General features: G+C 67.1%; 15 protein-coding genes and 1 pseudogene. 11 read left to right on the top strand and 5 right to left on the bottom strand.

Annotated elements, in window-relative coordinates; genetic code table 11:
- Positions 1-122 precede the first annotated feature (122 nt).
- The 6 genes and pseudogenes from hflK to AC5P5M_RS02930 all read left to right on the top strand — a co-directional run.
- The gene (gene hflK, locus AC5P5M_RS02955; RefSeq protein ID WP_074899529.1) at positions 123-1256 is read left to right on the top strand and encodes an FtsH protease activity modulator HflK; all 1134 of its coding nucleotides are present in this window, start codon (positions 123-125) and stop codon (positions 1254-1256) included.
- Complete coding sequence (hflC, locus tag AC5P5M_RS02950; protein ID WP_053518623.1) at positions 1253-2116, top strand: protease modulator HflC; 864 nt, start codon at positions 1253-1255, stop codon at positions 2114-2116. The genes hflK and hflC overlap by 4 nt, the downstream gene beginning before the upstream one ends.
- A gap of 65 nt (positions 2117-2181) precedes the next feature.
- A complete protein-coding gene (locus tag AC5P5M_RS02945; protein ID WP_053518621.1) occupies positions 2182-2367 on the top strand; it encodes a DUF2065 domain-containing protein in 186 nt (61 codons plus the stop codon).
- Positions 2368-2643: 276 nt separating this feature from the next.
- Positions 2644-3936: an adenylosuccinate synthase gene (locus AC5P5M_RS02940; RefSeq protein ID WP_053518619.1), complete on the top strand. Its 1293-nt coding sequence runs from the start codon at positions 2644-2646 to the stop codon at positions 3934-3936.
- 150 nt (positions 3937-4086) lie between these two features.
- Positions 4087-4443 (top strand): hypothetical protein, encoded by a 357-nt coding sequence (locus AC5P5M_RS02935; RefSeq protein ID WP_445394180.1) that lies wholly within the window; start codon positions 4087-4089, stop codon positions 4441-4443.
- Between the two features lie 72 nt (positions 4444-4515).
- Positions 4516-4781: pseudogene (locus AC5P5M_RS02930) on the top strand (hypothetical protein); the annotation flags it as partial.
- Positions 4782-4884: 103 nt separating this feature from the next.
- Here the strand turns inward: AC5P5M_RS02930 and AC5P5M_RS02925 are convergent.
- On the bottom strand, positions 4885-5526 hold the full coding sequence (locus AC5P5M_RS02925) for a M23 family metallopeptidase (RefSeq protein ID WP_495205546.1): 642 nt from the start codon (positions 5524-5526) through the stop codon (positions 4885-4887).
- A 4-nt stretch (positions 5527-5530) separates the two neighbouring features.
- Positions 5531-6490, bottom strand: coding sequence for a L,D-transpeptidase family protein (locus AC5P5M_RS02920; protein ID WP_495205545.1), 960 nt, complete (start codon positions 6488-6490; stop codon positions 5531-5533).
- A 235-nt stretch (positions 6491-6725) separates the two neighbouring features.
- Here AC5P5M_RS02920 and AC5P5M_RS02915 point away from each other — a divergent pair, with 235 nt between their 5' ends.
- Entirely contained in the window at positions 6726-8852 is a 2127-nt protein-coding gene (locus AC5P5M_RS02915; protein ID WP_495205544.1) for a methyl-accepting chemotaxis protein, read from the top strand.
- 55 nt (positions 8853-8907) lie between these two features.
- Here the strand turns inward: AC5P5M_RS02915 and AC5P5M_RS02910 are convergent, their stop codons facing one another.
- Complete coding sequence (locus AC5P5M_RS02910; RefSeq protein ID WP_495205543.1) at positions 8908-9699, bottom strand: hypothetical protein; 792 nt, start codon at positions 9697-9699, stop codon at positions 8908-8910.
- A 108-nt stretch (positions 9700-9807) separates the two neighbouring features.
- Here AC5P5M_RS02910 and AC5P5M_RS02905 point away from each other — a divergent pair, with 108 nt between their 5' ends.
- Positions 9808-10599: a hypothetical protein gene (locus AC5P5M_RS02905; RefSeq protein WP_495205542.1), complete on the top strand. Its 792-nt coding sequence runs from the start codon at positions 9808-9810 to the stop codon at positions 10597-10599.
- 100 nt (positions 10600-10699) lie between these two features.
- On the opposite strand, the gene AC5P5M_RS02900 is transcribed toward AC5P5M_RS02905, so the two are convergent.
- Positions 10700-11146: a hypothetical protein gene (locus AC5P5M_RS02900; RefSeq protein ID WP_495205541.1), complete on the bottom strand. Its 447-nt coding sequence runs from the start codon at positions 11144-11146 to the stop codon at positions 10700-10702.
- Between the two features lie 35 nt (positions 11147-11181).
- Positions 11182-13272 carry a catalase gene (locus tag AC5P5M_RS02895; RefSeq protein WP_193396772.1) on the bottom strand — a complete coding sequence of 697 codons (2091 nt, stop codon included), beginning with the start codon at positions 13270-13272 and terminating at the stop codon, positions 11182-11184.
- Between the two features lie 113 nt (positions 13273-13385).
- Here AC5P5M_RS02895 and AC5P5M_RS02890 point away from each other — a divergent pair, with 113 nt between their 5' ends.
- The 3 genes from AC5P5M_RS02890 to AC5P5M_RS02880 all read left to right on the top strand — a co-directional run bounded on the left by AC5P5M_RS02890 (position 13386) and on the right by AC5P5M_RS02880 (position 16060).
- On the top strand, positions 13386-14096 hold the full coding sequence (locus tag AC5P5M_RS02890) for an AraC family transcriptional regulator (protein WP_053519032.1): 711 nt from the start codon (positions 13386-13388) through the stop codon (positions 14094-14096).
- Positions 14097-14178: 82 nt separating this feature from the next.
- A complete protein-coding gene (locus AC5P5M_RS02885) occupies positions 14179-15549 on the top strand; it encodes an amino acid permease (RefSeq protein WP_065174823.1) in 1371 nt (456 codons plus the stop codon).
- Positions 15550-15649: 100 nt separating this feature from the next.
- A complete protein-coding gene (locus AC5P5M_RS02880; RefSeq protein ID WP_053519027.1) occupies positions 15650-16060 on the top strand; it encodes a VOC family protein in 411 nt (136 codons plus the stop codon).
- Positions 16061-16135: the final 75 nt, after the last annotated feature.

The raw sequence follows: 16135 nt of genomic DNA, 5'->3' as shown, positions 1-16135 counted from the left end.
CCTTACCCCGTTCGCCCCCTTTCGATCCTGCCGATCCGCCCCATCTTGTATGATCGGTGATGGTTCACGGCTGGCGCCGCGGGAAGGGCCCGCGCCGCAGCCCATATCTTGATGGAGCGTGCATGGCCTGGAATACACCCGGCGGCAACAAGGGCGGACAAGGCCCCGAGGACAATCGACGCGGGCCGTTCGGGTCGCGCGGCGGTGGCAATGGTGGTGGCTGGGGCGGGCTGCCCGGGCCGTTGAAGGATCTGTTCGATGGCGGCATCGTCCGCTGGGTGGTGGCAGCCCTGGTGCTGCTGGTGCTGTTCTCCAGCTTCCAGCTGATCGGCGAGCAGCAGCGTGGCGTGGTGCTGCGCTTCGGCCAGTTCTCGCGCATCCTGCAGCCCGGACCGAACTTCAAGCTGCCATGGCCGATCGAGTCGGTCACCAAGGTCAACGCGACCGAGATCAAGACCTTCTCGATCCAGGTTCCGGTGCTGACCCGCGATGAGAACATCGTCAACGTGTCGTTGAACGTCCAGTACCGCATCGATGATCCGCAGCAGTACCTGTTCGGCACGGTCGATGCCAACCAGGTGCTGGAACAGTCCGCCCAGAGTGCCGTGCGCGAGGAAGTCGGCCGTGCCGATCTCAACGCCGTGCTGAACAACCGTGGACCGCTGGCCGCGGCTGCCGAGGAGCGCCTGCAGGCGCTGCTGCGCGCGTTCAAGACCGGCCTGACCGTCACCGGCCTGACCCTGCAGGACGCCCGTCCGCCGGAGGAAGTGAAGCCGGCCTTCGACGAGGTCAACGGTGCGCAGCAGGTCAAGGAACGCCTGATCAACGAAGCCCAGGCCTACGCTGCCAAGGTCGTGCCGGAAGCACGAGGCCAGGCCTCGCGCGCCCGTACCACCGCCGAAGGCTACAAGCAGGCCGTGGTGTCCAAGGCCGAGGGTGATGCACAGCGCTTCAGCCTGCTGCAGGCCCAGTACAAGGATGCGCCGGACGTGACCCGCAAGCGCCTGTGGCTGGAAACGGTGCAGCAGGTGCTGAGCGAGAACCGCAAGGTGATCGGCGGCGATGGCCGCCAGCTGATCTACGTGCCGATGACCGGCGATACCCGTCCTGCGACGTCGGCCTCCGGCGTGCCGAATCCGGACGTGGTGATGCCTTCGTTGCCGGGTACCACGGCAGCGGAACCTTCCCGTGACCCGGGCCGGCCCACGGGCCGCCCGACCGGGCGACCGAGCGGCCGTGAGGAGGGCAGCCGATGAAGAGTCCAATCTGGATCGCCGTGATCGTGGCGGTGGTGCTGGGCCTGCTGGGCTCGGTGTACGTGGTCCGCGAGGACCAGACCGCCATGGTCCTGAACCTGGGCAAGGTAGTGCGCTCGGACATCAAGCCGGGCCTGCACTTCAAGCTGCCGATCGTGGAAACGGTGAAGGTCTTCGACCGCCGCTTCCAGGTGCTTGATACCGCCCCTGCGCGTTACTTCACCGCCGAGCAGAAGGACGTCAGCGTCGACTTCTTCGCGATCGGCTACATCTCCAACGTGGGTGACTACTTCCGTGCCACCGGCGGCGATCCGCGCATCGCCAATGCCCGCCTGGCACCGATCATCACTGACTCGCTGCGCAACCAGATCAACTCGCGCACCCTGCAGCAGCTGGTGTCCGGCGACCGCAGCGAGCTGATCGCCGAGCAGCTGAAGGGCATCAACGAGGCGGTGGCGGGGCTGGGCATGCAGATGATCGATCTGCGCATCAAGCAGGTCGATCTGCCGACCGACAGCCAGGTCATCAACGACGTGTATGAGCGCATGCGCGCCCAGCGCAAGCAGGAGGCTGCCAAGCTGCGCGCCGAAGGCGAGGAACAGTCGCTGACGATCCGCGCCCAGGCCGACCGCGACAGCACCGTGTTGATCGCCGAAGCCGAGCGTGATGCCCAGCGCCTGCGCGGTGAAGGTGATGCCGATGCCGCGCGCATCTATGGCAAGGCCGGTTCTGCCGATCCGGCGTTCTACGCCTTCTACCGCAGCCTGGAGGCCTACCGTGGCTCCATGACCGATGGCAACGGCGTGATCGTGCTCGACAAGAACGACCCGTTCCTGCAGTACCTCAAGAGCGATCGCTGAGGTCGCACGCACTACCCACGGGGCCCGGCCAGATGCCGGGCCCCGTGCCATTTCTGGAGTTCCCGATGAAAGACCTGTTCGCGGCCGTGTGCCTGGTCGCGGTGCTGGAAGGCCTGTTCCTGTTCGCGGCCCCGCTGGCCTGGAAGCGCATGGCCGAGCGCCTGCTGGACCTGCCTGGACCGGCCCTGCGCAGCTTTGGCGGCCTGATCCTGCTGGCCGGCCTGAGCCTGCTGTGGTGGGCACGGCATTAGCAGCGGGTCATATTCCTTTCCGCAGGAAAGGGATCTGACCCCGTTTCGGGCCCCTGACCGCTGGGTGAAGCCGTCCGTCGGAAAGGTGGCACCCGACCCCGGAAACCCGGATAATGCACAAAAGCCGGACGGGCCTCCCCCGTTCGGCTTTTTCCGTGTCTGGGCCATCCATCGCCGGCCGCTCCCCGTTTGGAGCCGCCATGACCGCGCTGGCCACCCCCGCCACGGTTTACCCGTCCGCGGCCCCGATGGCCGCAACAAATCGAGGAGCCCGTCATGGGTCAGTCTGTCGTAGTGTTGGGTGCCCAGTGGGGCGATGAAGGCAAGGGCAAGATCGTCGATCTGCTCACTGAGGAAATCGGCGCGGTCGTGCGCTTCCAGGGCGGCCACAATGCTGGCCACACGCTGGTCATCAACGGCAAGAAGACCGTCCTGCACCTGATCCCGTCCGGCATCCTGCGCGACGACGCACTGTGCCTGATCGGCAACGGCGTGGTGATCTCGCCAGCCGCGCTGCAGAAGGAAATCGCCGAACTGGAAACCTCCGGCGTGGAAGTGCGTTCGCGCCTGAAGATCTCCCCGGCCGCGCCGCTGATCATGCCGTACCACATCGCCCTGGACCAGGCGCGCGAACGCGCTGCCGGCGGCAAGGCGATCGGCACCACCGGGCGTGGCATCGGCCCGGCCTACGAAGACAAGGTGGCACGTCGCGGCATCCGCATCGCCGACCTGCATTACCCCAAGCAGCTGGAAGAACTCCTGCGCACCGCGCTGGATTACCACAACTTCGTGCTGACCAAGTACCTCAACACCGACGCGATCGACTTCCAGAAGACCTACGACGAGGCACTTGCCTTCGGCGAGTACGTCGAGCCGATGAAGTCCGACGTCGCCGGTATCCTGCACGACCTGCGCAAGCAGGGTAAGCGCGTGCTGTTCGAAGGCGCGCAGGGCGCGCTGCTGGACATCGACCACGGCACCTATCCGTACGTCACCAGCTCCAACACCACCGTCGGCGGCGCACTGGCCGGCGCCGGCGTGGGTGCCGATGCGATCGACTACGTGCTGGGCATCGCCAAGGCCTACGCCACCCGCGTCGGCGGCGGTCCGTTCCCGACCGAACTGGACGATGAGATCGGCCAGGGCATCCGCGACCGCGGTGCCGAGTACGGCGCCTCGACCGGCCGTCCGCGTCGCTGCGGCTGGATGGATATCGTCGCGCTCAAGCGCGCCGTGGCCATCAACGGCATCAGCGGCTTGTGCATCACCAAGCTGGACGTGCTGGACGGCATGGAGAAGCTGAAGGTCTGCATCGCCTACGAATACCGCGGCAAGCGTACCGAGTACGCACCGCTGGACGCGCAGGGCTGGGAAGAGTGCACCCCGGTGTACCTGGAGTTCCCGGGCTGGAGCGAGAACACTCACGGCATCACCCAATGGGATGACCTGCCGCCGGCCGCGCGCGCCTACCTGCGTTCGCTGGAGGAGCTGGCGGGCTGCCCGATCAGCATCGTCTCGACCGGCCCCGATCGCGACCACACCATGGTCCTGCAGGATCCGTTCGCCTGAGGTAGCGCCGGGCCATGTCCGGCGTGCTGGTAACGCTGTTCAATTGAAAAAAGAGCGCCGCGACTCCCTGTGGGGTCGCGGCGCTTCAGTTTGGGCCGGTTTCATCTGTCGGCGGTGGCGCTGTCAAGTGCAGCCACGGAAGCCGACACCATGACCGCTCGCAAGACCCCGCCGTTCCATGTTGTTGAGCCCATCAACGACGACGCCAATCCCGCCGACGATCTCAGCACGTTCCAGGGCTGCCTCACCCGCATCCGTGATGGCGAGGGCTCCGATGGCGTGTTGTGGCCGGAGGAGAACCTGTCCGACGGACGACGTCAGTCCTTGGCGCGGATCGACCGTGCGGCCGTGGGCATCCTCACCGCGGTGGAGATGCTGCATGCGGCCAACCGTTGCGCCACCACGGCGACGCCGCGCAGGCACCTGGACGAAGGTGGGGTGGAAGAGCTGTTCTTCGCCTGCCGCGAACTTGCCGAGCCGGTCTGCAGAGAAGTCAGGCCGGCCTGACGCCCTTCCGCATGTGCGATGCCTAGCCTCGCCATCTGGCGAGGTATCGGGTGGGTTCACGCGCTTCAGACTGACTTCCGTGCTGGCGCGCGTTCGGACGTGCCGGGCTCCGGCATCACCCGCGCACTGGAATCGGTTGAGTCCGCTGGAATTGCCGCCTCGTACTTCGGCTATGGGCGCGGCGACGCACGTCCGCGCGGGGGTTCCTGGCTGCGGCTGACCGTGCTGGAGGTCTGTGGCCGTTCTTCTTCTGGCAGCCCCTGGCACTGCTGTTACTGATTGCCGGTGGCGGGCTGGCAACCGCCAGCATCGCGCTGCGGCGGTGGCGACGCCGGTAGCGCCGGGCCATGCCCGGCGGGGTACTTGTCAGATACCCAATACGGGTAGGATCGTGCCCAAATCGGGCATCACTGCGACTGGCTCTGCCACGCGGCAGACGCGCTACCCTCCCGCCTGCAACAGCGGGTACGGATTGATCGATTCCCCCTTCCACCACTGCTTCTCCGGCCCCAGCACGTGCACTTCGAAATGCAGGTGTGGGGCCTCGGCGCTGGCGTTGCCGGTGCTGCCTAGGTAGCCAATCACCTCGCCACGCTTGATCACCTGCTTTTCGGCCAGGCCATCGGCATAGCGTTGCAGGTGGGCATAGTAGTAGCACCAGTGCCCGCTCGGCTCGAACTGGTAGATCGTCAGCCCCCCACGCTTGCTGTCGAACAGCTTTTCCACCGTCCCATCGGCCACTGCCAGCACCGGAGTTCCTGCGTCGGCCATGATGTCGATTGCATCATGCACGCGCCCTTCGCTGCGGGCATCGGTGAAGGTATCGCGCAGCTGCGAAGGCAGTACGCCCTGCACCGGCAGCAGCAGGCCGCTTGGCGCATCGGTGGCGCTGGACGGCGGCACCGCCGTGGGAGCCGCAGCGCCCACACGCGGCGTCGCAGCCGCAACCTCCGGCCCCGCAGCCACCGCAGGTGGTGCTGCAGGCCGGGCAACCGCTACTGGCTCACCCGCATCGCGGCGCAGCCACCAGCCCATTCCCACACCTACCAGCACGCCCAGCACGATCAACTGCGAAAGTCGCATCGGTTCACTCCTGCATCACCACGGGGACAGAGGTATCCACCGCATCGGCCACGCGCAGTGCATCCCAGTTGGTCATGCGCACGCAGCCATGCGATTCGGTCTTGCCGACATGCCCGGGTACCGGCGTTCCGTGCAGGCCATAGTGGGGTTTGGACAGATCGATCCAGACCCGGCCGACCGGATTGTTCGGACCGGGCGGCAGCGTGGCCTTCTTCTCGCCTTTGCGCGCATCCCAGAACAGCTTGGGGTTGTAGTGGAACGGCGGGTCGCGATGGACGCCGAGAATCTTCCATTCACCGATCGGCAGCGGATCGTGCTGGCTGCCGGACGAAACCGGCACCTGTGCGATCACCTTGCCCTGCGCATCCAGCAACTGAAGAGTGGAATCGGACTTGTCGACCACGATCTTCGCCGCCTTCGGCAATGCCGCGGGGGCGATGTTGGGCACCTGGATACGGCTGCCGGCCTTGGCCAGATCGACGCCGGGGTTGAGCAACTTCAGAAGGGCAGGGGACGCGTGGAAGCGTTCACCGAGCGCTTCCTCGACGCTGCTGTAACCCAGCGACTTCAGCTTTGCCTGTGCGGCGGGTTTCTTGGGAATGGACTGGAACGGACCGGCAACATCCTCGGCCGTCAGCGTGTAGTTGGCCAGCGGCGCGATCGTCTCGGCCTGGAGAGCCTCCCAGGTGCTGTCGTCCAGCTCTCCGCTCACCGTCAGGCCGTGTGCCGCCTGGAAGCCGGCCACGGCCCGATGCTGGTTGCTGCCGACTTCACCGTCGATCTCGCCCGGGGAGAAATTGGCGCGATCCAGCAACACTTGGGCGTGCAGCGGCGAGCGGGCTGCTGTATCGGGTCCGGCCTGCTCGGCAATGGGCTCCGGCAGCTGGGCCGGCGGCGGTACCTGCGCGAAGGCGGGCGACACCAGCAAGGACAGGGCGAGCAGGGCGGGGCGGTACACGGGCATGAAGATCTCCGGCAGATGGCAGCTCCACCCTGCCCGCAGAGGCTGCGCAGCCTCCGTGAAAGCAACCTGATGCCGGCATGAGCAGGGCAGCCCCGGCGTGGCTCAGGCCCTTGTCGCAGAAGTACGGGGCGGGGCCTCACCAAGGTGAACGGCTGCCGACGCCCGTGTTTGTTGCCGATCAAGATTGCCGGTGGCGCGGCCGATACGGGCGCATCCCCCCGTTTTGGATGTACCCATGGATTACTTGAGGAATGTCAGGGTTGCCTGGCGTCTTGGGCTGGGCTTTGGCCTGTTGCTGCTGCTGGTCGCTGCCGTGGTGGCCACCGGCGCCACCGCCAGTGTCGTGCAGAAGCGCGCGATGCAGCAGGTGGTCGACGTCAGTGTGGCCAAGGTACGCCTGCTGTCGCAGATGCTCGATGCCAACAACCAGATGATGGTAGTGCGCCGCGAAATGCTGATCCGCCAGGGCGAAGAGCGCGGCAGCGACGAGAAGCGCATTGCCGACCTGGTCAAGCGCTACGAGGCGGATTGGTCCGCCTATCAGGCCCTGCCGGGCGATGCAGAGGGCAAGGCCATCGCTGAAACCATCGCGGCCAAGCGCGCCCTTGCGCGCCCGCTCAACAAGCAGACCAGCGAACTGATGGAGCAGGGCGACTACCCCGCTGCCGTGGCACTGACCCTGGGGCCGGTGCAGGACGCGGCCAACGGCTGGAACAAGGCGTTGTCCGAGGGAGTCGACTTCGAAGAGAAGGAAAGCCGCGAGGCCGCCGCCGAGGCGATCCGCCTGGGTGAACGCAGTCTGCTGCAGTTGCTGGTGCTGGGAGGCGTGGCCCTGCTGGTCGGCATTGCCGCCTCGGTGATGATCGGTCGCAGCCTGACCGGTCCGCTGGCACGCGCGGTGAACCTGGCCGAGCGCCTGTCCAAGGGCCAGCTGGACCAGGAATTCCGCCTCGGCGGCCGTGACGAGCTGACCCGGCTGGGCGAGGCGATGGCCAGCGTGCGGCAGAGCGTGCAGGCCGCCATCGGGGCGCAGATGCACATGGCCGAGCAGCACGAGGCGGGTGCGATCCGCTACCGCATGGACGCCAGCGCGTTTCCGGGCGATTTCGGGCGCATGGTGCAGGCCACCAACAGCCTGGTGGAATCACACGTGCAGGTGGAACTGCTGATGGCCGAGGTCATGCAGCGCTATGCCATCGGCGACCTCAGCCGCGACCTTCCGGACTATCCCGGCGAGAAGGGTACGCTGACCCGCACGCTGGCCGCAGTGAAACAGAGCCTGCTGGCAGTCAACACCCAGATTGACGACCTGGTCCGCGCGGCGCGCGCCGGAGATTTCAGCGTGCGTGGGGACGCCAGTGCGTTCCAGTATCAGTTCAGGGCGATGGTCGAGCAGCTCAACGGCATGATGGCCAGTTCGCAGGCCAGCATCGCCGACGTCTCCGATGTGCTGCGCGCGGTCTCCGGGGGCGACCTCACTGCGCGCATGGACGGTCACTACGACGGCGTGTTCGCCCGCATGCGCGACGATGCCAACACCACCACGGCCCAGCTGACCGGCATCGTGCGCGGCATCCAGGACGCCGCCGACAGCATCAACAATGCCGCGCAGGAGCTCGCTGCCGGCAACAGCGACCTGTCGCGCCGTACCGAACAGCAGGCCGCCAACCTGGAAGAAGCGGCGGCATCGATGGAAGAACTGACCTCGACCGTCCGCCAGAATGCCGAGCTGGCCCGCCAGGCCGACAGCGAGGCACACGCTGCCGGCGCGGCGGTGCGGGCCACCGAACAGGCAATGGCACAGATGGCATCTGTGATGGGAGAGATCGATCAGTCCTCGGCGCGCATCTCGGAAATCTCCACGGTCATCGATGGCATCGCCTTCCAGACCAACATCCTGGCCTTGAACGCTGCGGTGGAAGCTGCCCGCGCGGGTGAGCAGGGCCGCGGCTTTGCCGTGGTCGCCAGTGAAGTGCGCACGCTGGCGCAGCGTGCGGGCATCGCCGCCAAGGAGATCAAGGAACTCATCGAAGAGGCGGCAGGCAAGGTGCAGAGCGGTCTGGCGGTTACGGTCGAGTCGGAAGCAGCCATTGCCCGCTTGGCACAGGCCAGCGCACGCACCAACCAGCTGATGAGTGACATCGCTGCGGCGAGCAAGGAACAGGCGGCCGGCATCGAACAGGTCAATCAGGTGGTGGTGCAGATGGATCAGGTGACCCAGCAGAATGCCGCACTGGTGGAAGAAGCCACTGCCGCCAGCCGCGCGCTGGAAGAGCAGGCCAATGCGCTGACCGCGTCGGTCGCGGTGTTCCATATCGAGCAGAGCGGTGCAGTCCGCACGGTGGCAGCACGCGCGGCCTGACCGTCGGCAGCCGCCTGAAGGTACGGGCCGCCACGTGTTCGCGCGTGGTGGCCGGTCAGTCCTGCATGCGGCGGATGCGGCCGTCCTCGATCTTCCAGATCACGTCCTTACCCGTGGAGACGTACAGCGGCGAGCGGGCCCACAGGCTCCAGAACACATGGATCTCGGTCGGTGTCGGGTCCTGCAGATGGGTGATGAACATCGCCGCACCGGGTGGCGCACGCTTCAGCTGGATGCAGCTGTGGGTGAAGGCGCGGCGGGAGACGATCCGGCCGTGGGCGATGTCGAGACGATGCGTGCCGCCCAGCGGAACTACGGCAGGATCGGTGGTGGCGGGCAGCAGGTAGACCGTCCACGCATCGGCGGCCGTACCGGGCGCCGGAAGAACCACGCTGTTGTAGGTCTGCGCGCAGGCGTCGAAGGCGCTGTTCAACGCCAGCGCGCGTGCGGCGGCAGCGCCGGCTTGGTAGGTCGTTGGCGCCGCTGGAACATCCAGAGTCTCGGTTGCGCCGGTCATCCTTCCCTGCGCGTCGGTGGCGGCCCTATACAGGACCACTGCGCCGTCGCCGATCATGCTGACTTCGTAGTGGCTGCCGCGCTGTTCGGTTATCCAGCCCCTTACCCGGGTGTCGCCGCGCATGCCCTGTTCGAGCAGGGCGTCGGTTGCGCGCTCGGCCGCCAGGTCGTGCTCGAACATCTGCCGGCCACGCGCTTCAGCCTGTGCGACGGCCTGCGCGGTACCCACATCGTCCGCTGGCGCGGCGGGAGTCCGCGCATTGCCGGAAACGGCCGGTGACGCGGCGCAGAGCCACGCCAGCAGCCCCAACATGCCAGTCCATCGTTTCATGGCCCTTTCCTCCGCTCTGCGCCCTGCGGCACCGTGGAGTATGCCGCAGGCCGGTGGTCTACCGCGCGCCACCTTTTTCGGCGATGCTCGCTGAAAAGGGGAGCGGGCATGGAAAACAGGGAACCGGAAGGGACCTATGGCGATGTGCCGCGGGTGCAGGGCATCGAGGTGGCTGCGGCGCCACCGGAGCCGGAAGCAGCGACCGACTGGTCGATGCTGCCGCTGACCCGTGGCGATGATGACTCGGCGGTGATGCAGGCGCTGTCCCGCATGCGCCGTGAGCCGGCACTGCTGTTCACCACTGCCTATCTGCTGGTGTCGCTGCTGGGGCTGTGGTGCAGCTTCTGGTTCTACCGGGGATTCGAGCTGTCGATTCTGGATTACCTGCAGCCCAGCGATTTCCTGGTGGCCGGCATCCGTGACCCGGCCTATGCACTGCTGCTGGCTGCGGGCGTGCTGCTGGTGCTGCTGGTGAGCTGGCCGGAAACGCTGCGGATGCGCAATGCGGCCAAGCTCGAGCAACTGCGCGCACGCAACTGGGCATGGCGGGCGGTGCTCATGCGCTCGGTACTGACCAGCTGGGAGGGCGTAGGGCTGCGGCCGCTGACGGCGATGACCCTGGCCGTGGCTGCGTTCATGGCCATCGGCGCGGCCAACTACGTGCAGGTGCGGGGGCAGCAGATCCGCAACGAGGGACGTGGGGAAGTGATCCGCCTGCAGTTGAACGGCGACGCGGCGCCCTTGCCCGGCACCGCGCGCCTGCTGGGCTCCAGCAGCGCATTCCTGTTCGTCTGGTGGCCGCAGCAGCGACGGGCCGAAGCGATTCCGATCGCTGCGGTGCGCAAGCTGCAGGCGGTGGCCGTGGCGGCACCCGCGCCCAAGGGCCGGGCCGGCGATTGACTGAGCCGTGGCGCCGCCGGGTGCTGATGCTGCCCGGCGTGCGCCACGTCACCGTGCAGGGCCGCAGGCATCGTGTGCCCGCTGCGCTGCCGGGTGCATCTCAACCGCCTGCGCGGGTGCGCGCCGCCTTCTTCGCGGCGGTCGAGCGTGCCGCCTTCTTTGCCGCCCGGGTTGCCGCTGCCTTCTTTGCGGCTGCACTGCGCGTGCTGGCGGTGGACTTCTTCGCGGGCGCTTTCTTCGAGGCAGTCTTCTTTGCGGCCTTCTTCGCCGGTGCTTTTCCCGCAGTGCTCTTCGTTGCGGCCTTCTTTGCCGGTGCCTTCTTCGCCGCCTTCTTCGCAGTTTTCTTCGCAGTTTTCTTCGCAGTCTTCTTGGCGCCCTTGCGGGCACTGCCACTGCGCTTGCCTCCGCCATCCTGCTTGTTCACGGTGGCCCACGCGATGCGTTCGGCGGTGCTTTCACTGGCGCCACGCTCGCGCTCGCTTTCCTCGATGTGTTCAGCCTGGCGCTTCTGCTTGTCGGTATAGGCGGATTTGTCTCCACGGGGCATGACACGTCTCCTTGCAGGCGATGGGGGTGAGGCCGTCAGGCCAGTTGCCGCAGCTTCGGTTCGCGGGCCCACTGGCGGGTGGCGGCGACGGCGAGGAAAGCGCCGGCATCGCCCGCGTCGACGATGCCTGCATCCTTGCCCACGCGCGCCGCCTTGAGCAGCACCCGGCCTCCTTCATCGCTGCCGATGGCCTTCAGGTGTGCCCACGCGGTGCTGGCAAATTCCAGCCCCGCACTGTCGCTGGACAGCCGCTTGCCGGCCTCCTCGCTGAGCACGATCGCGACCGCATCGAACACCGCCGATGGAGTCCCCGCCAGTTGCCCGTCGGCCGCTTGCAGCTTGCCGTTGCTCAGGGTGGCGCCGCCCACCTTGGGAGCCACCAGCTTCACCGCGGCGCCGGCCTTCTCGGCGGCCTTGCGCAGGCTGCTGATGACACCGGCATCGGAGCCTTCATCAAACAGGATGCCGATGCAGCGCCCTTGCAGGGTGGGTTTGTTGCGGCCAATCACGCGGACTTCCGGTGCGGGGGGCATGTCCTGTGCCGGCGTAGCAGTGGGTGCCGGGTCGGGCAGGGTGGGCAGCGCCAGTCCTTCCGCCACCCGCTGCGCGAGGGTTTCGTCGATGTTGCGCAGGTGGCTGACGGTACGCACGCGCACTTTGGGCGTTTCCACCTTGGACAGCTCGAATACCAGGGCCGAGGCCAGATGTGCCTGCTCGGGTGCTTCCAGGCTGCGGAAGAACATCCGTGCCTGGCTGTAATGGTCGGCGAAGCTCTCGGCACGCGTGCGCCCCTTGCGGCCGTCATCCGCGCTGGCATGGCTGCGGAATCCGGCCGGTGTCTCGCGCGGGCTGTCGTCCTCCAGCGAACTGGGGTCGTAGGCCACGCGGCCCTTGGGCACCTGCATCTGCATATGCCCATCGCGCTGGTGGTTGGCAAACGGGCACTTTGGCGCATTCACCGGGATCTGGTGGAAGTTGGGTCCGCCCAGGCGGATCAGCTGGGTATCCAGGTAGGAGAACAGCCGGCCCTGCAGCAGCGGGTCGTTGCTGAAGTCGATGCCGGGCGGCACGTTGGCCGGGCAGAAGGCCACCTGCTCGGTTTCGGCGAAGAAGTTGTCCGGCCAGCGATCCAGCACCATGCGCCCGATCACCTTCAGCGGCACCAGCGATTCGGGAATGATCTTGGTCGGGTCCAGGTGATCGAACGGAAATGCGTCGGCCTCCTCTTCCGTGAACAGCTGCACGGCCAGTTCCCATTCGGGGAAGTCGCCACGCTCGATCGCCTCGAACAGGTCGCGCCGATGGAAATCGTTGTCCGCGGCCTGCAGCTTCAACGCCTCGTCCCACACCGTGGACTGGATGCCCAGCTTCGGCCGCCAGTGGAATTTGACGAAGGTGGAGTCGCCGGCCTCGTTCAACAGGCGGAAGCTGTGCACGCCGAAGCCTTCGATCATGCGCAGCGAGCGTGGAATGGCGCGGTCGCTCATCGCCCACATGATCATGTGCATCGATTCGGGCATCAACGAAATGAAGTCCCAGAACGTGTCGTGCGCGCTCGCTGCCTGCGGGAACGCGCGGTCCGGTTCCATCTTCACCGCATGCACCAGGTCGGGAAACTTCATTGCGTCCTGGATGAAGAACACCGGGATGTTGTTGCCCACCAGGTCCCAGTTGCCTTCAGGGGTGTAGAACTTCACCGCGAAACCCCGCACGTCGCGGGGGGTGTCGACCGACCCGGCACCGCCGGCCACGGTGGAAAAGCGGGTGAACACCGGAGTCTTCTTTCCGACTTCGCCAAGGATGCGCGCACGGGTGTACTTGGCCAGCGAGTGAGTGAGTTCGAAATAGCCGTGCGCGGCGCTGCCGCGGGCATGCACGATGCGCTCCGGGATGCGCTCATGGTCGAAGTGGGTGATCTTCTCGCGGAGGATGAAGTCCTCCAGCAGGGTGGGGCCTCGTGGGCCCTGGCGCAGCGAGTTCTGGTTGTCGGCGACGGGGATGCCCTGGGCCGTGGTCATCGGGGGGTGCGTGCCGCCGGCGTGCAGGTGCAGTTCGTCGCCGTCGCCACGGCGATGGTCGGGGGAGGGGGCGGGTGCGCGCTTGCCGGAGGGCTTGCTGGCGGCCATGGGTCCAGGTCCTGTAGCGGGGAAGTCAACCTCTACCCTCGCGCGCCAGACGTTAAGCCCCGGTCCCGCGCAGGTGATCGCGCGGACAAGGGCGCCTCGGCTATGCTTGGCGCATGCGAGTCGAGCCTGCCGACATCGAAGCCCTGTTCGACGCCATCCCGGACGTGCTGTTCTTCATAAAGGACCGCCAGGGCCGTTACACCCACGTCAACCAGACCATGCTGCGGCGGCTGGGCCTGCGCGCGCGCAAGGACGTGATCGGGCGTACCGCGGCCGAGATCTACCCGACCGGCCTCAGTGCGGACTATGTCGACCAGGACGCACGCGTGCTGTCCGGCGAGGTGATCGAGAACCTGATGGAGCTGCACCTGTTCGCCAACCGCGAGCCGGGCTGGTGCCTGACCTGCAAGCGGCCGCTGGTGGTCGACGGCAGCATCGAGGGCCTGATCGGCATCTCGCGCGACCTGGGCCAGAAAGACAGCCTGGGAACCCAGTACGAGCAGCTGCGGCTGGCCCTGGCCCATCTCAACGCGCATTACGCCGAGAACGTGCGCATGCAGACATTGCTGGACATCACCGGGTTCTCGCTGTCCAAGCTGGAGCGCAGCTTCCGCAAGGTGTTCCAGATGACCCCGCAGCAGGTGCTGACGCGGCTGCGGATCCAGATGGCCATGCATCTGCTGCATGGCGACGACAGCATCGCCTGCATCGGCCAGGCCTGCGGGTTCAGTGACCAGAGCGCGTTCACCCGCAAGTTCAAGGCCGAAACCGGTTTCTCGCCGCGCGCCTACCGCGCCCGCATCGGCGAGCCGGCGCTGGCCTGAGCGGCCTGCTGCACTGTGCCTATCCCCACAGGCGCGGGACAGGGTAAGGTGACGCCCCTGTAGCCGCCGCCCACTCCTGCCGATGCCCGCCAGCCCCGTTACGCCTGCCTCGCCCTCCCGCCTGGGCCATTCGCTCAAGCCACGCCAGCTGATCATGATGGGGTTGGGCAGCGCCATCGGCGCGGGCCTGTTCCTGGGGTCCGGTGTGGGCGTACAGGCGGCCGGCCCGGCGGTGCTGGTGTCGTACCTGGTGGCCGGCGCACTGGTGATCATCGTGATGAACGCACTGGGCGAAATGGCGGCGGCCAAGCCGACCAGCGGCGCGTTCTCGGTCTATGCCGCCGACGCCATGGGCGCCACGGCAGGGGCGACTGTCGGCTGGCTCTGGTGGGTACAGCTGGTGATCGTGATCGCCGCCGAGGCCGTGGGAGCGGCGGGCCTGCTGGCCACGGTCTGGCCTGCCATTCCGGTGCCGATGGCCGCCCTGGCGTTCATGCTGTTCTTCACCGCGATCAACCTGCTGGGGGTCAGGAATTTCGGTGAGTTCGAGTTCTGGTTCGCCATTCTCAAGGTGGTGGCGATCCTGGCGTTCATCGCCATCGGTTTCGCGCTGCTGATGGGCTGGCTACCGCAGGTGACCTCTCCGGGACTGAGCAACTTCACCGCACACGGCGGTTTTGCACCGCAGGGCCTGGCCGGTATCGGCGCAGCCCTGCTGGTGGTGGTGTTCGCCTTCGGCGGCACCGAGATCGTGGCCGTTGCCGCGGCCGAGACCGAGGATCCCGAGCGCAGCATCGCCCGCGCCATCCGCACCGTGGCCTGGCGCATCCTGGTGTTCTACATCGGCTCGCTGAGCGTGATCATCGCCGTGGTGCCGTGGACCAGCGAAGCGCTGAAGTCGCCGTTCGCCGCGGTGCTGGATGCGGCCCGCATTCCGGGGGCGGGCACGGCCATCACGCTGATCGCAGTGATCGCCCTGCTGTCGGCCCTCAACGCCAACCTCTACGGCGCGTCGCGGATGATGTATTCGCTGGCGCAGCGCCGCGAGGCACCGGCCGTGCTGGGCTGGACCGACCCGCGGCAGGTGCCGGTGATCGCCGTTCTGGCCAGCGTGCTGTTCGGGTTTGCCGCGACGGTGATGGAACTGCTGTTCCCGGACAAGGTGCTGCCGGTGCTGCTGAACATCGTCGGCTCGACCTGCCTGCTGGTGTGGACGCTGTCGCTGCTTTCTCAACTGGTGCTGCGCCGCCGTGCGGACCGCCTCGGCTCGCGCCTGCCGTTCCGCATGGCCGGTTTCCCGTGGCTGACCTGCTGCGCCCTGGCGATCCTGGCACTGATCTTCGGCCTGCTGCTGAGCGAGGCGCATACGCGCCTGCAGTTCCTGTCGATGGTGGCCCTGACCGCCACGATCGCGGCCGGCAGTGCCATCGCGCGCCGCATGCGCGAGGCCTGATCCGTACAGCCGAGCGTGGGCTTGGCTCTACAGCGGGCATACATTCTGCGTGCCATCCTGTTCGCGGGGCCGTCATCGGCCCGCTGAACTGGAGCACCCCATGCTGCGCAGTCGTCCGTTCCTGATGTTCACCGGCCAGGCCGAGGCGGCCCTGGCCCTGTACGCCGAGGCGTTCGCCGATTTCCGGCTGCTTGCCCTGCAACGCCATCCCGACGGCGCAGGGGCGGGAGTGCCCGGCCAGGTGCGGCAGGCGACCTTCATGCTCGGCGGCACCAACTATCTGTGCTTCGACAGCCTGGATGTGCACGACTTCACCTTCAGTCCGTCGATCTCGCTGTTCGTCGAGTGCGGTGGCGCCGAACAGTTCGAGCGCGCGGCGCGCGTGCTGGGCGAGGGCGGGCACTGGCTGATGCCGGTGGGCGACTACGATTTCAGCAATCGCTACGGCTGGGTGCAGGACCGGTTCGGTGTGTCCTGGCAGTTGAGCCTGGGGCAGATGCCGGATCCGTGATCGGTTCAGCCGCTGCGCTCGCCGGGCATGGCCCGGCGCTACCGTAAACGAAAACGGCCCGCTTGCGCGGGCCGT

The organism is Stenotrophomonas sp. YJH_SMC_106-19, from assembly GCF_059368375.1.
This window is presented reverse-complemented; position numbering and strand designations above follow the sequence as displayed.